Genomic DNA, 19,928 nt, shown 5'->3' on the forward strand with positions numbered 1-19,928 from the left:
GAGATGCGGCGCGCAGCACGTATCAAGCGGCCGCTTCTCCCTCCTCCACCAGCAACTCCACCCCCAGCCGCAGCAGCGCCTCGCGATCATGTGCGGCGATGCCGGCGTCGGTGACCAGCGTGTGTACCTGGGCCAGGCCGCCGATGCGGTGCAGGCCGATGCGTCCGAACTTGCTGGAGTCGGTGAGCACGATGGTGCGGTGCGCGCGCGCCATCATGGCGCGGTTCAGGCGCGCCTCCTGCTCCCTGTGAGTGCTGATGCCAAAGCCCAGGTCCAGGCCGCCGACGTCCAGGAAGAGCTTGTCGAAGTTGTAGGCGGACAGGATGTCGAGGCCGTTGCTCATCACCGTGAGCGCCTGCGCACCGCGCAGCTGGCGCGCCAGCTGCAGGGTGGTGGTGCCAGCGTCGACGAGCAGCTTGTCGCCGGGCTCGACCAGGGCCGCGGCACGCTGGCCGATGCGCTGCTTCAGCCCGGCCCGCGCCTCGTCCGGCGTGCCGGGCAAGGTGGTCGTCGCCAGCAGCACCTCAGTGGCGCGCCTGGCCGCGCTGCTTGAGCTGATCGAGGCGCGCCCGCCCATCAGCGAGACCCCGCCCAGCACGCAGGCCGAGATCACGTTGAGCTCGAAGCCATGGGCCGCATTGGGCTTGCCGCTGCTGATGCGCGAGGCCAGGATCAGCCCCGCCGCCGCCGCCACCAGGCCCTGCACCGTGAAGATGGTGAGGCGCACGCGCGCCACCGGGATGCCGGCCAGGCGCGCGGCCTCGGGGTTGCCGCCTATCGCCAAGGTGTTGCGGCCATAGACGCGGCGGTTCAGCAGCAGCGCGAACAGGCCCACAAAGGCCAGCATGATCCAGACCGGCACCGGCAGGCCCGGCCAGAATTCCGAGCCCAGGGCAAAGAAGTCGTCGCGCACGATGCCCACCGCCTGGCCGCCCGAGACGATGAAGGCCAGGCCCAGCACCTCGCTGAGTTCGCTGGACACCATCAGGATGCTGACGCCGCGCTCGGCCAGCCAGCGCGCCAGCACCACCTTCTGCTGCTTGCCGCCTGAGAGGCGCTGCACCTCCTGCGCGGGGCCGCTGCAGCGTATGCGCAGGCGCTCGATGAACTGCTGGGCCAGCTGCCGCTCGGCCTTGGGCGCGGTGACAAAACCACCCAGCCAGCCGCCATGGCGGCGGCAGCTGATGTTGATGTTCTCGGCCACCGAGCGGCCGTGCAGCAGGGCATCCTGCTTGCGGTCCTCGGGGCAGAACACCAGGCCGGCGGCAATCGCGGCGGCCATTGCGCCGGAGCGTTGTGGCGGCAGCGCCTGGCCATCCAGCAGCACGCGCCCGGCCAGCGTCGGGTCGGCGCCGTCGATGGCGCGCAACAGCTCGCTGCGCCCCGCGCCCACCAGGCCAAAGAGGCCCAGCATCTCGCCGCGCCGCGGCGCGAGGCTGGCCGGCAGCGGCAGGCGCTGGCGGCTGAGGCGCTCGGGGCCCAGCGCGCGCGGCCGCCAGCGGTAGACATCCTCGATCTCGCGCCCCACCATGGTCTGCACCAGGGCGCCGCGCTGCAGGACCTGCAGGCTGGCGAACTCGGCCACCACGCGGCCGTCGCGCAGCACGGTGGCGGCATCGGCCAGTTCGAACACCTCGTCCATGCGGTGCGAGACATAGGTCAGCACCTTGCCGGCCGCACGCAGCGCGCGCACCAGGCGAAACAGCTGCTCGGCCTCGCGGTGCGAGAGCGAGCTGGTGGGCTCGTCCAGCGCGATCACCTGGGCGTCGCGCAGCAAGGCCTTGCAGATCTCCACCATCTGGCGCTGGCCGGTGGAGAGATCGCGCAGGCGCGCGCCCAGCTCCAGCTGCATGCCCATCTGCTGCAGCCGCTCGCTCAGCTGGCGCGTGGCCAGGGCCGGGCGCACCAAGCCCCAGCGCTGCGGCAGCCGGCCCAGGAGCAGGTCTTTCTGCACCGTCAGCTCGGGCACGATCTGCAGCTCCTGGTGGATCACCGCGATGCCGCTGCGCAGGCCCTCGGCCGCGCTCGCCAGCCGCAAGACCTGCCCCCCGAGCCGCAGAGCTCGCCGGCGTCCGGCGCCAGGTCGGGCTGGACCGGCATCCTCACAGGCCCAGGCGGGCGCGCACCTGGGCGACGTTGCCGCGGTCCGCCAACTCGCCGGCGGTGAGGATCAGCGGCGCGGGCTGATCATCACGGTGGCCTGGAAGGCGCTCGCCTCGGCCTTGGCAAACTCGCTCAGCGCGGCACCGCTGCCGCCTATGCCAACGCCCATGAAGCGCTCGGCCTTCAGACCCTTGCCCTCGGCGGCGCGCACCGCCCCCAGCACCGATTCGTCGTTGGGGCCCAAGGCGATCCACTGGCGCTGCAGCGGGCGCTGGGTCAGCTGGGCCTCACCCACCTGTTCACCGATGGCCGTGACCGAGATGCCCACATGGGGCACGGCCTCGATGGGCTGGCCCGCGCCGTTCACCTGGGCGGTCGTCCACGGTGAGCAGCTTCAGCCCGGCCTGGCGGGTGCGCGCCACCAGGGCCGGGCCCAGCTTCACATCGGGCACGCAGGCCGCCAGGCCTTACGCGCGCTGCGCCGCCAGGCTGTCCACGGCGGCGAGCAGGCGGTCGCCATCGGGCGCCGCGATCTTGATCAGCTTGAAGCCCAGGGCCTGGGCGGCATGCGCGCGGCCTAGCACGGTCCCCAGGCCGGCTGCCAGCGCCAGCTTCAGACAGGCTCGTTTGCTGATCGCATCGCTAGGCATGGGGCAGCGCTCCGGCATCGTTTGAAGGGCCGAAGTCTAGGGAGCGCGGCTCAACAAGACAATTGATGTTTCGGCTCGAAAGTATTCCAAAGCTGCATTTAGGACCCTCTGCATAACTCCCATGGGAGTTATGCAGAGGGTCCTTAACGAATCAGGGCCTGCCCTCATGCGCCACGATCCAGTCCAGGAATTCGCGGTACCAGAGCCGGGAGTTCTGCGGCTTGAGCACCCAGTGGTTCTCGTCGGGGAACCACAGCAGCCGCGCATCGACGCCGCGCGCCTTGAGGGTGTTGTAGTAGGCCAGGCCGTTGCAGTCGGGCACGCGGTAGTCGAGCGCGCCGTGTATCACCAGGGTGGGCGTGTGCATCTGCGCGGCGGCGCTGTGCGGGCTCTGGGCCAGCACCTTGGGCGCATCGTCCCAGTAGCGCGCGCCAAGGTCGCGCGGCCGCTCCATATAGGAGTCGGCGCTGAAGCTGGCGATGCGGTCGAACACACCGGCATGGCAGACATAGCTGCGGTAGCGGCCAGGCTTGACATGGCCATTCATCCAGGCGACCAGAAAGCCGCCATAGCTGCCGCCGGTGGCGCTGAGGCGCCGCCGGTCGACCCAGGGCTGCTTGAGCAGCCAGTCGCTCGCGGCCTCGATGTCTTCCAGCTCCAGCTGGCCCTGGCGGCCCATGATGCTGTCGCGGAAGGCAAAACCGAAGCCGCTGGAGCCGTGGTAGTTCACTTGTGCGATCACATGGCCGCGGCCGGCCAGCACATGCGGGTTCCAGCGGTAGCTGAAGCTGTCGCCGGCGGCGGTGAAAGGGCCGCCGTGGATGACATGCATCACGGGGTGTTTTTTTCTGGCATCGAAGCCCGGCGGCAGGGTCAGCCACAGCTGCACCGGCTCGCCGAGGGCGCCGCTGACACTTAGCTCGCGCAGCTCGCCGAGCCGGCGCTGCGCCAGCAGGGCGTCGTTGAAGCTTTCCAGCCGCAGCGGCGCGGCGCCAGCGCCATGGCGTGCCTGCACGCGCACCGGATGCATGGCGCTGTCGCTGGCGGTGACGAGCATGTCGCCAGCGATGTCGAAGCCCTGCACCCAGCCGCCCTGGTGCACGATGGCCAGGGCCTGCCCGGCCAGGCCATGCCGCCATAGATGGCAGCGGCCGCGCTGCTCGGCCTTGAAGAACAGCGCCGCGCCATCGCTGGCCCAGCACAGCGGTGCCTGCACATGCAGATCGGCATGCTCGTCAGCCAAGCGCCAGCCGCGGCCCGGGCCCACCAGGGCGAGCTGCTGGAGGGCTGTGTGGCGATGGCCGATATGTGCGGCGGTGCAGGCCAGGGCACGGCCGTCGGGCCGGTAGCGCGGCGCGCCGAAATCCCATTGCGCATCGTCGGCCAGCGGCTTGATGCGGCGGGTGCCTAGGTCGATCTCGGCCAGCGCCAGGCGGTTGCCCGGCAGGGGCGGGCGTGCCGGGTCATGCTGGAAGGCCACGCGGCGGCCATCCGGGCAGGGGTCGTAGACCTCGTTGCCGGCGGCGTCGCGCGGCAGCTCGTAGGCCGTGCCCTCGAACAGATCGCGCACCCGACCGGTGGCCAGCTCCAGCAGCAGCAGATGCAGCACGCGGCCCTGCGGAATGTGGTGATCCCAGTGGCGGTAGAAGGCCTCGCTGGTGGCGTAGCCGCTTTCCTTGCGTTGGCTGAATTCGCGGTAACGGCGCGCCTGCGCGGCCGCGCCCTTGAGCCCGGGCCAGACCCAGGCGGCGAACAGGATGCGCTTGCCGTCGACCAGCCATTTGAAGGATTCGATGCCGGGCGCAAAGCGGCTCGCGCGCCGCGCCTCGCCGCCGTCGGGCGAGATCAGGTAGAGCTGGGGCGTCTCGTCCTTCACGCCATCCTGCTCGCGCCGGGCCAGGAAGGCGATCTGGTCGCCCCGCGGCGACCAGGCGGGCTGGCCGTCCTTGTCGCCGCAATGGGTGAGCCGCTGCGGCGCGGCGCGCTCGGTAGGCAAGAGCCAGAGGCTGCTGCTGGAGCGGTTCTCGGCCATGCTGCTGGTAAGCGTGCACACGGCGCGCCGCCCGTCGGGGGCCAGGGCCAGCTGGCCGATGCGCTGCAAGGACCAGAGGTCCTCGATGTCGAGGGAGCGCCTGGAGGCACCGGGCTTCTTGTTGGGCATGCGAAGCATCCTAGCGCCGCCCTCAAACGTCGAGCCTGAAACCCAGCTCGATCTCGGATGCGGGCTTGCCGCCCACGCCCCAGTTGTCGAGCGGCGGTTCGTGCAGCACGATGGTGATGTCGCTGGGCTGAATGCCCAGGGCGCCGAAGCGCTGCGCGATCTCGGCATAGAGCCGGCGCTTGGCGTCCAGCGAGCGCCCGGGGAAGATCTGGATTTCCACCAGCGTGTAGTTCGCGGTCTTGCTGGGCGGCACCGGGAAATGCTCGGGCTTGTGCTCGATATAGCGAATCTGCTTGTCGTCTTCGGGCACCTTCAGCGCCAGCTGCTGCGCCTGGTGGACGGCCTCGATGAGTGCCGCAACTTGCTCGCTCGTACGCGGACGGCAGACCTCGATTTTTGCGATGGGCATGGGCTGGCTTGGGCTGGTCAGTGAGGGACGTGATGGTATTGGATCAGGCAGACGACAATGCGCCCCGATGCGGTTCACAGAGTTCTTCCAGGTGCTTGCGCCAGCTCATGCGCGCGGCGGCAGCATGGCCGCGGCGCGCTGGCGCGCGCAGCGCGCCCTGCTCGTCTCGCTGCTGGTGCATGGCCTGCTGCTGAGCCTGACCCTGGGCGGCCAGGGCCTGGGGCTGCCGGGCCTGGGCCTGCCCTGGCAGGAGAGGCGCGCCGAGGTGCCCGAGCTGAGCGTGCGGCTGGCCCCCGCCCCAGCACCTGCAGCTGCGATCGAAGCGCCGCCGCCACCTGCGCTACCCGAGTCGCCCATGTTGCCGCCGGCCGCGATTGCCGCCGCGCCCGGGCTGGCACAGGCAGCGACCGAGGCGCCGCCGCCGGCCACGGCGGAGCTCAGCGCACCAACCCTGAGCGCCGATCCGTCCGTCGAACTCGACCCCGCGATCGCGCCGGGTCCGGCGCTGATCGCGATGCCGCGTGCTGACGCCGCCAGGTGGAACGTCGCGCTTGCGCCGCTGGCGGCATCCGTACCGGCGCCGGCTGCGGCGGCCAGTGCAGCGAGCCCACCGGTCAGGCCCGCGCCGCCGACGCTGCCGCCACGCGAGGCGGCCGAGACCATGCAGGCGCGCATGGACCTGCGCGCCTGGGAACGCGCGCTGGAGCGCGCGGAGCTCGACCGCGCCAGGCAGGAGGCGCGCCGGCAGGCCGAGCAGCAGCTACAGGAGCAGTTGGCGCGGCAGGAGGCGGCCCGCGTCGAAGCCGCGCGCCTGGAGGCCGAACGCCAGGAGGCCTTGAAGCAGGTCGCCGCCAGGCTGGAGGCGCAGCGCCAGGAGGCTCAGCGGCAAGAGGCCGCCCGCGCCGAGGCCGCGCGCCTGGAAGCGCAACGTCAGGAGGCCAGCAGGCAGGCGGCGGCGCGCGAGGAAGCGGCCGCAAGGCAGGAAGCGGCCCGGCAGGAGGCGGCGCGGGCCGATGCGGCGCGCCAGGAAGCCGAGCGCCTGGAGGCTGCGCGGCAAGCCGCGGCACGCCAAGAGGCGGCGCGGCTGGAAGCGGCACGCCAGGAGGCGGCCAGCGCCGAGGCCGCCAAGCTGGCCGCGGCACAGGCCGAAATCGACAAGCGCGAGGCCAGGCTGCGGGCCATCGGTCGCCAGCTCAACGAGGAGGCGGAGCGGCGCGATGCGGCACAGCACAGCAGCGCACGCCGCGGCCGCCTGTTCGGGCGCAGCGACGCGAACGCCGAGATGCTGCTGTACGCCGAGGCCTGGGCGCGCAAGATCCAGCTCAACCAGACCTTCGAACTGGTGCGCGAAGCGGTGAAGCAAGCCCACGGCGACCCGCTGGTGACGGTGGCGATACGCTGCGACGGCTCGGTCGAATCGGTGAGCTTCGTGCGCTCCAGCGGCGTGCCGGCCATCGACGATGCGATCCGCCGCGTGGTGCAGAGCCAGGCCAACTACCCGGCATTCCAGCCCGCGCTGGCGCGCGAATACGACGTCGTCGAGATCCGTCGCAGCTGGCACTTCGACATGGCGATCCGGCTGTATTGAGGCGATCGGAGGCTGTCGCAATCCTGCCGCTTAAACTAGCCCGCCCCAACCGCACACAGGCCATGAAAAGCAGCGCACGCAAGAATGCAACAAGCAGCACGGGCAAGCCGGGCGGCAAGGTAACCCTGGGCATGGTGGCCGAGGCCTGCGGCGTCTCACCCAGCACGGTGTCACGCATCCTCAACGGCACGGCGGTAGTGAGCCAGGAAAAACGCGAGGCCGTCGATCGAGCGATTGCCGAGCTGGGCTTCATCCCCAATCCGATCGCGCGTGGTCTGGCCGGTGGACGCACCCTGAGCGTGGGCGTGGTGACGCAGGCGATTGACAGCCCCTTCTACGGCGTGGCCCTGCGCGGCATCGAGGAGGAGCTCAGCCCGGCCGGCTACAGCCCGCTGTTCGTCAGCGGCCACTGGAGCGCGCAGGAGGAGCAGCGCTGCATCGATGTGCTGCGTTCGCGCCGCGTGGACGGCATCATCGTGCTGACCGGCCGCCTCAGCGACGAGGCGCTGCGCAAGCTCGCCAAGGAGCTGCCGGTGGTGGTGAGCGGCCGCAGCCTCAAGGCCAGCGGCCTCTATGCGCTGAGCTTCAACGACTTCGAGGGCGCGCGCCTGGCCACCCAACATCTGCTCGGCCAGGGCCATCGCCGGATCGCCTTCATCGCCGGCGACCCCGTGCATCCGGACGCCCAGGAGCGCCTGCGCGGCTACCGCGCCGCGCTGGAGGCCGCCGGCGTGCCCTACAAGCCCGGCCTGGTGCTGCCCGGCAAGTTCCACGAGGAAAGCGGCCTGCTGGCGGTGGAGCGGCTGATCGACAGCCGCGAACCCTTCACGGCCATCTTCGCCGCCAACGACCAGATGGCCTTCGGCGCTGCCCTGGCCCTGCACCGGCGCGGCCTGCGCGTGCCGGAGGATGTGTCGCTGGTGGGCTTCGACGACCTGGCCGGCGCCGCCCATTCGCTGCCGCCGCTCACCACCATCCACCAGGCCGCCCATGAGCTGGGCCGGCTGGCGGCGCAATCGCTGCTGCAGTTGCTGGCAGGCCAGAAGCCCACCGGCAAGCTGCCCGAACCGCGCCTGATCGTGCGCTCGTCCACAAGGCCCTTGGCTTAGGGCCCCGGCAATTACCCGCGATTGACATCGCGGCCGCGTGCCGCGTATCATGAAAGCGCTTTCATATACATCACATGGCGCCGGCAGGCGCGGCGGAGACATCGGCATGCGGCTTGCGGCCCGGACCTTGGTTGGCATCTGTACGAGCGTGGGGCTGCTGGCCGCGCCGGCCGCGGCCCAGCAGAGCATCACCGTGGCCGCCTTCCCGGCCGTGGACGAGATCGTGCGCGCCGCCCTGCCGGCCTGGCAGCAGCTGCATCCGACGGTGGCGGTGAAGGTGGTGAGCCGCGAACTCAACGACCACCACACCGCCATGACCACGGCGCTCTCCACCGCGGTCTACCTGCCCGATGTGATGGCGCTGGAGGTGGGCTATCTGGGCCGCTTTGCCCAGGGCGCCGGGCTGGAAGACCTGGCGCGCCCGTCTTATGAGCTGCGCCGCTACCAGTCGCGCTTCGTGGCCTATGCCTTCGAGCAGGCCAGCACGCCCGCCGGCGCGGTGCTGGCCGTGCCCACCGACATCGGCCCCGGCACCCTGCTCTACCGCCACGACCTGCTCGCCAAGGCCGGCCTCGGCGAGGCCGACCTGACCGGCAGCTGGGATGGCTATGTGGCCGCCGGCGTGAAGATCAAGGCCGCCACCGGCGCCTACCTGCTGGCCCATGCGCGCGACATGAAGGACATCCTGATACGCACCGGCATCCGGCCCGGCGAGGGCATGTATTTCGACAAGGACTCGCGCCCGCTGGTGACCACGCCGCGCTTCGTGCGCGCCTTCGAGCTGGCGCGTGCGGTGCGCCAGCAAAAGCTCGACGCGCGCGTGACCGCCTGGTCCTCCGACTGGAGCGAGGGCTTCAAACGCGGCGGCATCGCCACGCAGATGTCGGGGGCCTGGCTGGCAGGGCATCTGAACAACTGGCTGGCGCCCAGCACGCGCGGCCTGTGGCGCGCCGCGCAACTGCCCGAGGGCGCCTTCGCGGCCTATGGCGGCACCTTCTTCGCGATCCCGCGCCTGGCCGATGCGGCCAACAAACCGCTGGCCTGGCAGTTCATCCAGCTGATGACGTTGGACCGCGCGCGCCAGCTGGCGGCCTTCAAGTCGCAGGACGCCTTTCCGGCCCTGCTGGAGAGCTATGACGACGCCTTCTTCGACGAGCCCCTGGCCTTCCTGGGCGGCCAGCGCGCACGGCGCGACTGGCGCAGCGCGGCGGCGCAAATCCGCGCGGTGCAGGTGCACAAGCAGGACGCATTTGCGCGCGAGGTGATCGATACCGAGCTCGACAAGGTGCTGGAGCGCGGCAAGGCCATCGATCGCGCCCTGGCCGACGCCCAACGCCTGCTGCAGCAACGCGCGCTGCGCTGAGACAACAAGACCATGAAGCCACTCCGCCTCTCCCCGCGCTGGGCGCCCTATGCCCTGCTGGCACCCTTTCTGCTGCTGTTCCTGGTGTTCGGCCTGTTCCCGTTGGCCTTCTCGCTCTACCTCTCGTTCCAGAGCTGGGAGCCCACCAGCGGCCTGGCAGCGATGCACTACGTCGGCCTGGACAACTTCGCCTTCGCGCTGCGGGACGAATGGTTCTGGAAGTCGCTCGCCAACACCGGCTGGCTGGCGCTGGCCTCCGGCCTGCCCCAGCATCTGCTGGCGATCCCGCTGGCGAGCTTTCTGCACCTGGGTTTCAAGCGCTGGCGCAATGCCGTGGTGGGCGCCTACTTCCTGCCCTACATCACCTCCTCGGTGGCCATCGCCATCCTGTTCAGCTCGCTGTTCTCGACCGACTACGGCCTCATCAATCTGCTGTTGGCGCTGCTGCGCGAAGTGCCGCTGCTGGGTGCCCTGCTGCCGGCACAGGCGGTGGACTGGCTCAACGACCCCGACGCTCTCAAGCCCGCCATCTCGATGATCGTGTTCTGGCGCTATGTGGGCTTCAACGTGGTGCTCTATCTCGCCGCCCTGCAGACCATACCGCCCGACCTCTACGAGGCCGCCACCATGGACGGCGCCGGCCGCCTGCAGCAGTTCTTCCACATCACCCTACCCAGCATCCGGCCGATGATCTTCTTCGGCGTCACGCTGAGCGTGATCGGCGGCCTGCAGCTGTTCGAGGAGCCCTTCATCCTCACCGGCGGCAAGGGCGGCTCCGACCAGGCCGGCATGACGGCCGCGGTCTATCTCTACCGCAACGCCTTCGACTTCAACGACTTCGGCGCCGCCAGCGCGATGTCCTGGTTGCTGTTCCTGGTGGTGGCCCTGCTCACCTGGTTGACCAACCGCGCCTTCCGCCCGCGCGCCAGCTAAGCACGAGATGCGACAACAAGCCCAACACATGGCCCCCTGGGCCGCCTACTGTCTGGTCGGCCTCGGCACGCTCATCATGCTGGCGCCCTTCTACTTCATGTTCGTGTTCGCCACGCATTCGCGCAGCGAGATCTTCAGCCTGCCCCCACCGATGTGGTTCGGCGACGACCTGGCGAACAACCTGGCCATCCTCACCAAGCGCCTGCCGTTCTGGCGCAATCTGGGCTGGAGCCTTTATGTAGGCATCGCCTCCACCCTGCTGACCCTGCTGTTCTGCTCGATGGGCGGCTACGCCTTCGCGATGTTCGAGTTCCGCTTCAAGAAGGCCTTGTTCGCCCTGGTGATGGGCACCATGCTGCTACCCAGCTTCATGAACATGATCCCCAGCTTCATGATCATGGACCTGCTGGGCTGGATCGATCAGCCGCGTGCGCTCTACATCCCCGGCGCCGCCAGCGCCTTTGGCATCTTCCTGATGCGCCAGTTCGTCGGCAGCGCGATCCCGCGCGAGCTGGTGGAGGCGGCGCGCATGGACGGCTGCAGCGAGCTGGGCATCTATGTGCGCATCGTGCTGCCCCTGCTCAAGCCGGCGCTGGGCACGCTAGGTCTGATCACCTTCATCGCTTCCTGGAACAACTTCATCGGCCCCCTGGTGGTGATGCGCTCGCCCGATATGTACACCCTGCCGCTGGCCCTGCGCAGCCTGCAGAGCCCGGTGGATACCGAATGGGGCGCGCTGATGGCGGGCTCGGCGATCGCCACGCTGCCACTCATCGTGCTGTTCGCGCTGTGCTCCAAACAACTCATCTCGGGCCTCACCCTGGGCGCCGTCAAGTAATGCAACACCTGCCAGATTCAACTTCTTCATCCTTCCCGCCCGGCTTCGTCTGGGGCGTGGCCACCAGCGCCTTCCAGATCGAGGGCGCCGCCAGCGCCGATGGCAAGGGCCCCTCCATCTGGGACAGCTTCTGCCGCCAGAGCGGTGCGATCGCCGACGCCAGCAACGGCGACGTCGCCTGCGAGCATTACCAGCGCTGGGAGCAGGACCTCGACCTGATCGCCGGCCTGGGCGTGGACGCCTACCGCTTCTCCGTCTCCTGGCCGCGCGTACGCCCCAGCGGCAGCGGCGCCTGGAACGAGGCCGGCCTGGCCTTCTATGAGCGCCTGGTGGACGGCCTGCTGGCGCGCGGCATCAAGCCCTATCTCACGCTCAACCACTGGGATCTGCCGCAGGCCCTGCAGGACAAAGGCGGCTGGGGCAGCCGCGAGACGGTGCAGCGCTTTGTCGAATACGCCTGCGGCATGGCCGCGCGCCTGGGCGACCGGGTGGTGTCTATCGCCACCCACAACGAGCCCTGGGTGGTGGCACAGCTGGGCCACGAAAGCGGCATCTTTGCGCCCGGCCTGAAGAGCCGCAAGCTGGCGGCCCAGGTCTCGCACCATCTGCTGCTGAGCCACGGCATGGCCTTGCAGGCCCTGCGCGCGCAGGGCTGCAAGGCCGAGCTGGGCCTGGTGCTCAATCTCTCGCCCATGCATGCCGCCAGCGACGCCGAGGCCGATCGCGCCAAGGCACGCCTCGAAGACGGCCGCCTGCTGCGCTGGTACATGGACCCGCTGTTCAAGGCCCGTTACCCCCAGGATGTGCTGGATGACCTGGGCGCGGATGCACCGGTGGTGCTGGCCGGCGACATGCAGGCCATCAACACCGCGATGGACTTCCTGGGCATCAACTACTACTCGCGCGCGGTGATCAGCGCCGCCGGCCCCTGGGACGTGCACAGCAGCGGCCGCGAGGTCACGGACATGGGCTGGGAGGTCTACCCCGAAGGCCTGACCGAACTGCTGCTGCGCCTGCACCGCGACTACCCGGTGCCGCCGCTGTACGTGACCGAGAACGGCGGTGCCTTCAAGGACGTGCTGAGCAGCGACGGCCGCGTGCACGACGAGGGCCGCAGCCGCTATATCGCCGCCCACATCACCGCCATGGCCGAGGCCATGCGCCAGGGCGTGCGCATGCGCGGCTATATGGTCTGGAGCCTGATGGACAACTTCGAGTGGGCCTCGGGCTACGAAAAGCGCTTCGGCATCGTGCACGTCGACTACGCGACGCAGCAGCGCACGCTCAAGGACAGCGCGCGCTGGTACCGCGATTTCCTGCAACAACAGCGTGCGGCGCGCTGATCAAGGGACAAGCAGATGGGACAAGTCACCCTGCGCGGCATCAGCAAGCGCTACGAGCACAACGAAGTCATCCGCGGGCTGGACCTGGTGGTGCGCGACGGCGAGTTCATGGTCTTCGTCGGCCCCTCGGGCTGCGGCAAGAGCACCACGCTGCGCATGATCGCCGGCCTGGAGGAGATCAGCGCCGGCGAGCTGCTGATCGACGGCCAGCGCGCCAACGAGTTGCGCCCGGCCGAGCGCGGCGCCGCCATGGTGTTCCAGAGCTACGCGCTCTACCCGCACATGACCGTGGCCGAGAACATGGGCTTCGCCCTCAAGATGGCCGGCGTGGGCCGGGCCGAGCGCGAGACGCAGGTGCGCCGCAGCGCCGACATCCTGCGCATCAGCAATCTGCTGGATCGCTACCCCAAGCAGCTCTCGGGGGGCCAGCGCCAGCGCGTGGCGATCGGCCGCGCCATCGTGCGCAAGCCCAAGGTCTTCCTGTTCGACGAGCCGCTCTCCAACCTCGACGCCGCGCTGCGCGTGGACATGCGCATCGAGCTCACCCGCTTGCACCAGGAACTGGGCAGCACCATGATCTACGTGACCCACGACCAGGTGGAGGCCATGACCATGGGCGACCGCATCGCCGTGTTCAACCAGGGTCGCATCGAACAACTGGGCGAACCGCTCACGCTCTACCAGCGCCCGGCCAACGAGTTCGTGGCAGGCTTCATCGGCGCGCCGCGCATCAATTTCGTGGACCGCCCCGGGGCCGCTGCCAGTGCGGCGCACCGGCAGCTCTGGACCTTGCTCGGCGGCGACGCCCGGCCCGCCGCACAGCGCCTGGGCCTGCGCCCCGAGCATCTGCAGCTCGCCGAAGGCGGCGTGCCCGCCAGCGTGGTGCTGGCCGAGCATCTGGGCGATGTTTCCATCGTGCATCTGCGCGTGGATGGCATCGCCGAACTGCTCACCGCCAAGCTGGCGGCCGGCGCGCCGGGCTTGCACAGCGGCGCTGCGGTCGGCCTGGTGGCCGGCGCCGATCGAGCGCTGGGCTTTGACGCCGACGGCCGCGGCCTGGATTGAAATGCACCGCGCCGCCCACTGTGGCGCGAATCACTCGCTAGGGTAAGTCTGGAGAAGGCACGCCGCCGAACCAGCTAAATTTGAGAAAACGTGAAAGCGCTTTCAGCAATTCACAAACTGACCGGAAACCCCGTAAGGAGACATATGAAAACCGCCCAGCAGCATCGCCAGAGGCCCAGCCGCGGCCTCCATCACGTCCAACCGGTGGCCGCCGCCTGCGCGCTGCTGTTCATCGCCGCCGGCGCCGCGCAGGCGCAGCAGACCCAGCCGCCCGAGCAGCTCGAAACCGTGGTGGTCACGGGTATCCGTCGCAGCATCGAGTCCTCGGTGGCGCTCAAGCGCGGCTCGGACTCCATCATCGAGGTGATCTCGGCCGAAGACCTGGGCAAGCTGCCCGATGCCAGCATCGCCGAATCGCTGGCACGCCTGCCCGGCCTGACCGGCCAGCGCGGCCCTGATGGGCGCGTCAACGTGATCTCGATCCGCGGCCTCTCGCCCGAGTTCTCCGGCGTGCTGCTGAACGGCCGCGAGATGGTCTCGAGCAACGACAGCCGTGCGGTCGAGTTCGACCAGTTCCCGGCCGAGTTGGTGAGCGGCGCCTCGGTCTACAAGACGCCCGACGGCACGCTGATCGGCCAGGGCCTCTCGGGCACGGTGGACATCCGCACGGTGCGGCCGCTGGACTCGCGCGGCCGCCAGATCGCCGTCAACCTGCGCGGCGAGCGCAACTCCAACGGCACCCTGGTGCCCGGCGTGGCCAGCCCCACCGGCACGCGCTTCAGCCTCTCCTATGTGGACCAGTTCGCCAACAACACCATCGGCGTGGCGGCGGGCTTCGCGCGCCTGGATTCCTCCAGCCAGACCAAGCAGACCGAGCTGGTGGAATACGGCGACTACACACCCTTCGGCCTGCCGCTGAGCGGCAACAAGCCCGCCCAGGTGGGTGGCAACCAGGCGCTGCTGCCGATGTTCTGGACCGCCACCTCGTCCACCAAGAAGAACGTGCGCGACGGCCTGATGGTGGTGCTGGAATACAAGCCCAACGACAGCCTGCACAGCCAGCTGGACCTGTACTACTCCAAGTTCGACACCCATGAGGTGGGCGGCAAGTTCGCGCAGAGCCTGTTCGGCAACTGGTCGGCCGGCATCGCGCCCGCGCTCTCCAATGTGGGCAGCACCCAGATCGGCCAGAACACCTATGCCACCAGCGCCACCACCTCGCAGCTGGTGGCCAATGTGGGCAATTTCGACACCAAGCGCAGCGACAATATCGCGGCGCTGGGCTGGAACACCGAACTCAAGCTCTCCGACCACTGGAAGGGCGTGGCCGACCTGAGCTATTCGCGCGACAAGCGCAACGAGCGCTACACCGAGGCCTACGGCGGCCCCTACGACCATGCCGCCAAGCAATGGACCTATGGCGCCTACCAGTGGAACGTGCCCATCGACGGCAGCCCGCAGACCTTCACGCCGGTGCAGCCCGGCTATCTGTCGAATCCGTCCAGGATGGCCTTCGGCGACGTGCAGGGCATGGACTGGGTGCCCAACGAGGCCTGGATTGGCGCAGTGCGTCACCCCGAAATCAAGGACGAGATCAAGTCGCTGCGCCTCTCGTTGAAGCGCGACCTGGATGGTTTCTTCAGCGGCTTCGTCGGCGGCCTCAACTACACCGAGCGCAGCAAGGATGTGGCCAAGAACGAGGACCGCATCCTGATGTCCAAGGACGCCGCGGGCAACTACGTGCGCAGCATCCCCAGCGCGGTGGTGGGCGCGCCCTTCGACATGAGCTGGGCCGGCATCCCCGAGCTGCTGCGCGTGGATGTGCCGGCGCTGGTGCAGGGCGGCACGGTCTCGCTGGAGGAGGGGCAGTTCAGCAAATGGGTGGCCAACAACTCGAATGTGCGCGAGAAAGTCACCACCGCCTTCGGCAAGCTCGACATCGACAGCGAGTTCTTCGGCGTCTCGCTGCGCGGCAACGTGGGCGTGCAGGTGGCGCATGCGAAGCAGAACTCCGACGGCTGGGAATACCGCGGCAATGACGAGGCGCCGGATCCCACCCTGCTGTACAAGCGCAGCGGCGGCACCAGCTACACCGACGTGCTGCCCAGCCTGAACTTGGTGGCCGACTTCAGGAACAACTGGATCGCCCGCTTCGGCGCCGCCACCACCATCGTGCGGCCCAATATCGTCGACATGCGCGCCGGCACCAGCACGCCCGCGGTGATCGGCGACCTGGCCGGCACCCCGCATGCCGGCGAATGGACCACCGCCTACGCCGGCAACCCCGAACTCAAGCCCTGGCGCGCCACCGGCTTCGACCTCTCGGTGGAACGCTACTTCGGCAAGCGCAGCTATGTTTCGCTGGCGGCCTTCCGCAAGAACCTGTTGAGCTATATCTACAACCAGCTGACGGCGGTGGATGCCAGCGGCTTCCCGCAGGTGGCGCCTCCCGGCGTGACGCCCAAGCCGATCGCACCGCTGATCCGCCCGGCCAACGGCTCGGGCGGCAAGGTGGAGGGTTATGAGTTCGCCGCCTCGCTGGAAGGCGCCCTGCTGCACCCGGCGCTGGAAGGCTTCGGCGTGGTGCTCAGCGCCTCCAAGCTGAGCAGCTCGATCCGCGACCAGAACCCCGACCCGAGCGTCAGCACCGAGCGCAATGTGCCGCTGAACGGCCTCTCGGGCCTCTCCAACAGCCTGACGCTGTACTACGAGAACCATGGCATCTCGGCCCGCATCAGCCAGCGCTACCGCTCGCCCTTCACGGCCACCACGCGCGACATCTTCCTGAACTCGACCACCTTGCAGCAGGCGGCCGACAAGGTGGCCGACCTGCAGCTGGGCTACGCCTTCGAGGATGGCAGCTACAAGGGGCTGTCGGTGCTGCTGCAGGTCAGCAATCTGTTCGACAAGCCCACCATGAACCGCAAGACGGTCGGCCCGAATGCCCCGGATGCCAAGGCGCTCACGCCCAACTACATCCGCTACTTCGGCCGCGCCACCCTGCTGGGCGTGAACTACAAGTTCTGATCGCAACACCATCGCCGCCATGGACAGCAACCCGCCCCTGCGCAACATCGTCATCGTCGGTGGAGGCACCGCCGGATGGATGACGGCCGCGGCATTCGCCAAGGCGCTGGGGCGGGCCTATTCGATCCGGCTGATCGAGTCCGACGAGATCGGCATCATCGGCGTCGGTGAGGCCTCCATTCCCAACCTCACCGAGTTCAACCGCGCGCTGGGCATAGACGAGGACGAGTTCCTGCGCGCCACGCGCGGCAGCTTCAAGCTGGGCATCGAGTTCGTCAACTGGGGTGCGCTGGGCGACCGCTACATCCACGGCTTCGGCAAGGTCGGTCAGATGGCCGATACCGTGCCCTTCCATCACTTCTGGCTGCGCATGGCGGCGCAGGGCAAGGCCGCGCCGCTGGGCGAGTACTCGATCAACACGGTGGCGCCGCGCCAGGCCAAGTTCATGCGCGCGCGCCACGACATGGCAGGCTCGCCGCTGGCCGAGATCGCCCATGCCTACCACTTCGATGCTGGCCTCTATGCACGCTTTCTGCGCGGCTTTGCCGAGCAGCGCGGCGTGCAGCGCCTGGAGGGCAAGGTCACGCGGGTCGAGCAGCGCGCGAGCGATGGCGGCATTGCCGCCGTCGTGATGGAGAGCGGCGAACGCGTGGCCGGCGATTTCTTCATCGATTGCTCGGGCATGCGCGCGCTGCTGATCGAGCAGACCCTGCATGCAGGCTACGAGGACTGGTCGCATTGGCTGCCCTGCGACCGCGCCATCGCCGTGCCCTGCGAGTCGGTCAGCCCGCTGCTGCCGATGACGCGCTCCACCGCGCATGCCGCGGGCTGGCAATGGCGCATCCCGCTGCAGCACCGCATCGGCAACGGCCATGTCTACAGCAGCCGCTTCATGGACAAGGAGGAGGCCGAGGCCATCCTGCTGCGCAACCTCGATGGCGCGGCCACCGCCGCGCCGCGCCACCTGGCCTTCCGCACCGGCCGCGCCAAGACCTTCTGGGTGCGCAACTGCGTGGCGGTGGGGCTCGCCAGCGGCTTTCTGGAACCGCTGGAATCCACCAGCATCCACCTCATCCACATGGCGGTGGCGCGCATCCTCGACTACTTCCCGCGCACGGGTTTCGACGCCGCCGACATCGCCGAGTACAACGCCATCACCCGCGTGGAGTACGAGCGCATCCGCGACTTCCTGATCCTGCACTACAAGCTGACCCAGCGCGACGATTCCGAGTTCTGGAACTACTGCCGCAACATGCCCATCCCCGAGGGCCTGCTGCGCAAGCTGGAGCTGTTCGCCAGCAACGGCCGCGTCTACCGCGATGGCGTGGAGCTGTTCACCGAGGTCAGCTGGCTGCAGGTGATGCTGGGCCAGCGCCTGCACCCGCGCGGCTACCACCCCTTCGCCGACCTGCTGCCCGAGGCCGAGGTGCAGGCCTACCTGGACAAGGTCCAACGCGTGGTGGGCAATTGCGCCCAGGCCATGCCCACGCACGCCGACTTCATCGCCAAGCATTGCGCCGCAGGGCGGGACTGAGAAACGCATCCGCCGCCATGCGCCGCGCTTGCATGCGGGCGTGGACCGTAGCAATATCGCCGACACCGCCGCCGCGCACAGGGCCTTGACGACGGTTGACGGGGGATTCGTGATGATGCACAACACCAGACGTCACTTCATCGGCTGCATGTTGATGGCTCAAGGTCCGTGGCGCGCGGCGATGGCAGCCGACACTGGCACCTTGCCGACCGATTTCACCGAGCATGTTGGCGGGCTGGCGCAGCCACGCGGCCTGCTGTTCGCACCCGACGGCAGCCTCTTTGTGGCCGAGCAGCTCAGCGGCGAGATCGCGCGCATCGGTGTCGACGGGCGGCTCACGCGCATCGCGCGCGGCTTTGAAAGCCCGCACGACCTCGAACTCGACGCCGCGGGCCATCTCTATGTGGCCGATACCGGCGCCGGTCGTATCGCCAAGATCGATCGCGCTGGCGCGGTCTCGACCTTTGTCGATGAGCTCGAGTCGCCTGTCGACCTGGCGTTTGCGCCCAACGGCGAGCTCTGGGTCTGCGAGCTGACTGGCAAGGTGCGCGCCTTCGCCTCGGCCACGCGCTCGCGCACCGTCGTCGCCCTGAAGGGGCCGCATGGCCTGGCATTTGCGCGCAACGGCGACACCTTCATCAACGACTGGCGTGGCAACCAGGTCGTGCGGCTCGACGCCAAGGGGCAGCTGCATCCGTTTGCCGATCTCGCCGGCCCGGTGGGCCTGTCGTTCAGCCCGGCGGGCGAGCTGATCGTGGCCCAGCCGCAGGCGCGGCGCATCACCCGCATCGGCCCCGACGGCAGGCAGCAGCTGCTTGCCGAGGGTCTCAGGGAGCCGCGCGACCCGGTGTTCGACCGCCAGGGCCGGCTCTACGTGGCCGAAACCATGGCGGGCCGGGTGCTGCGCCATGCGGGGCGCTGGTAGCGCGCCGCGCTACTTGGCGGCCTGGTAGACCCGCACGTAGTCAATCTCCATCGTCACCGGGAAGATCGCGTCGTCGACGGGGCCGCCCAGGTCGCCGCCGATGGCGATGTTGAGGATCAGGAACTGCGGCGCGTCGAAGGGCCATTGGGCCTTGCCGGTGCCGCCGTTCTTGTAGCTGAAGTGGCTCTTGCCGTCGATGCCGAAGCGTACCTGCTGGGGCGTCCAGTCCATCTGGTAGGTATGGAAGGCGCTGCAGGCATCGCCAACCTGGGTGGCCGCGCCCGCGCCATTGCCGCCGCTGCCCGCGCTGGTGTGGGTGGTGCTGAAGACCTTGCTGGGCTCCTTGCCTACCTGCTCCATGATGTCCAGCTCGCCGGCGGCGGGCCATTCACCCTGGCTGCCGAGCATCCAGATCGCCGGCCAGGTGCCCTTGCCGCAGGGCAGCTTGGCGCGGATCTCGAAGAAGCCATAGGTCCACTCGGCCTTGCCGGCGGTGATCAGGCGCGCCGAGGTATAGGGCTGGCCGCCCCAGTCGGCCGCAGCGGAGAGCTGCTCCTTGCGCGCGGTGATGACCAGCTTGCCCTCGCGCTGCTCGGCGTTGTCGGTGCGCGCGGCGCTGTAGTACTGCTGCTCGTGGTTGTGCCAGCCCTGCTTGTTCATGCCGGTGTCGTAAGACCATTTGGCGGGGTCGGGCAGGCCGGCGCCGTCGAACTCGTCGGCCCAGACCAGCCGGTAGCCGGCCGGCACGGCCAGGGTCTCCATTGCCGGTGCGGGTGCTGGCTGGGGCGCGGTGGCGCCGCCGGCACCGCCGCAGCCGGTCAGGTTCAGCGCCGCCAGCAGCGGGGTCCAGGCGCGGGCAAATCGTCGGTTCATGCGTAAG

At 69.1% G+C, this 19,928-nt stretch carries 15 protein-coding genes and 1 pseudogene; 10 read left to right on the plus strand and 6 right to left on the minus strand.

The features are described 5' to 3' along the window. Positions 1–22 precede the first annotated feature (22 nt). The 5 genes and pseudogenes from WG898_RS01815 to WG898_RS01830 form a co-directional block, all read right to left on the minus strand. Complete coding sequence (locus WG898_RS01815) at positions 23–2,038, minus strand: ATP-binding cassette domain-containing protein (RefSeq protein ID WP_339601071.1); 2,016 nt, start codon at positions 2,036–2,038, stop codon at positions 23–25. 64 nt (positions 2,039–2,102) lie between these two features. Continuing rightward, positions 2,103–2,570 (minus strand): annotated as a pseudogene (locus WG898_RS01820) (type 1 periplasmic-binding domain-containing protein); the annotation flags it as partial. After that, entirely contained in the window at positions 2,571–2,753 is a 183-nt protein-coding gene (locus tag WG898_RS25275) for a hypothetical protein (protein WP_444718895.1), read from the minus strand. A gap of 151 nt (positions 2,754–2,904) precedes the next feature. Continuing rightward, positions 2,905–4,914, minus strand: a complete 2,010-nt coding sequence (locus tag WG898_RS01825; protein ID WP_339601072.1) for a dipeptidyl-peptidase 5 — start codon at positions 4,912–4,914, stop codon at positions 2,905–2,907. Between the two features lie 22 nt (positions 4,915–4,936). Then, on the minus strand, positions 4,937–5,323 hold the full coding sequence (locus tag WG898_RS01830) for a tautomerase family protein (RefSeq protein ID WP_339601073.1): 387 nt from the start codon (positions 5,321–5,323) through the stop codon (positions 4,937–4,939). A 67-nt stretch (positions 5,324–5,390) separates the two neighbouring features. Here WG898_RS01830 and WG898_RS01835 point away from each other — a divergent pair, with 67 nt between their 5' ends. The 10 genes from WG898_RS01835 (at position 5,391) to WG898_RS01880 (ending at position 19,048) form a co-directional block, all read left to right on the plus strand. Then, positions 5,391–6,911 (plus strand): TonB C-terminal domain-containing protein, encoded by a 1,521-nt coding sequence (locus tag WG898_RS01835; protein WP_339601074.1) that lies wholly within the window; start codon positions 5,391–5,393, stop codon positions 6,909–6,911. A 62-nt stretch (positions 6,912–6,973) separates the two neighbouring features. After that, positions 6,974–8,020, plus strand: coding sequence for a LacI family DNA-binding transcriptional regulator (locus WG898_RS01840; RefSeq protein WP_339601075.1), 1,047 nt, complete (start codon positions 6,974–6,976; stop codon positions 8,018–8,020). Positions 8,021–8,126: 106 nt separating this feature from the next. After that, positions 8,127–9,383, plus strand: coding sequence for an ABC transporter substrate-binding protein (locus tag WG898_RS01845; protein ID WP_339601076.1), 1,257 nt, complete (start codon positions 8,127–8,129; stop codon positions 9,381–9,383). A 12-nt stretch (positions 9,384–9,395) separates the two neighbouring features. Continuing rightward, positions 9,396–10,316, plus strand: coding sequence for a carbohydrate ABC transporter permease (locus WG898_RS01850; protein WP_339601077.1), 921 nt, complete (start codon positions 9,396–9,398; stop codon positions 10,314–10,316). 28 nt (positions 10,317–10,344) lie between these two features. Next, the gene (locus tag WG898_RS01855) at positions 10,345–11,154 is read left to right on the plus strand and encodes a carbohydrate ABC transporter permease (RefSeq protein WP_339601078.1); all 810 of its coding nucleotides are present in this window, start codon (positions 10,345–10,347) and stop codon (positions 11,152–11,154) included. Next, positions 11,154–12,497, plus strand: coding sequence for a GH1 family beta-glucosidase (locus WG898_RS01860; protein ID WP_339601079.1), 1,344 nt, complete (start codon positions 11,154–11,156; stop codon positions 12,495–12,497). The genes WG898_RS01855 and WG898_RS01860 overlap by 1 nt, the downstream gene beginning before the upstream one ends. A 15-nt stretch (positions 12,498–12,512) precedes the next feature. Next, the gene (locus WG898_RS01865) at positions 12,513–13,562 is read left to right on the plus strand and encodes an ABC transporter ATP-binding protein (protein WP_339601080.1); all 1,050 of its coding nucleotides are present in this window, start codon (positions 12,513–12,515) and stop codon (positions 13,560–13,562) included. 144 nt (positions 13,563–13,706) lie between these two features. Continuing rightward, entirely contained in the window at positions 13,707–16,589 is a 2,883-nt protein-coding gene (locus WG898_RS01870; RefSeq protein WP_339601081.1) for a TonB-dependent receptor, read from the plus strand. Between the two features lie 19 nt (positions 16,590–16,608). Next, positions 16,609–18,123: a tryptophan halogenase family protein gene (locus WG898_RS01875; RefSeq protein ID WP_339601082.1), complete on the plus strand. Its 1,515-nt coding sequence runs from the start codon at positions 16,609–16,611 to the stop codon at positions 18,121–18,123. Between the two features lie 181 nt (positions 18,124–18,304). Then, complete coding sequence (locus WG898_RS01880) at positions 18,305–19,048, plus strand: Vgb family protein (protein WP_339601083.1); 744 nt, start codon at positions 18,305–18,307, stop codon at positions 19,046–19,048. A gap of 9 nt (positions 19,049–19,057) precedes the next feature. Here the strand turns inward: WG898_RS01880 and WG898_RS01885 are convergent, their stop codons facing one another. After that, positions 19,058–19,921, minus strand: a complete 864-nt coding sequence (locus WG898_RS01885; protein WP_339601084.1) for a glycoside hydrolase family 16 protein — start codon at positions 19,919–19,921, stop codon at positions 19,058–19,060. Between the last annotated feature and the right edge of the window lie 7 nt (positions 19,922–19,928).

It is taken from the genome of Paucibacter soli, from assembly GCF_037482845.1.
Classification (GTDB): domain Bacteria; phylum Pseudomonadota; class Gammaproteobacteria; order Burkholderiales; family Burkholderiaceae_C; genus Paucibacter_B; species Paucibacter_B soli.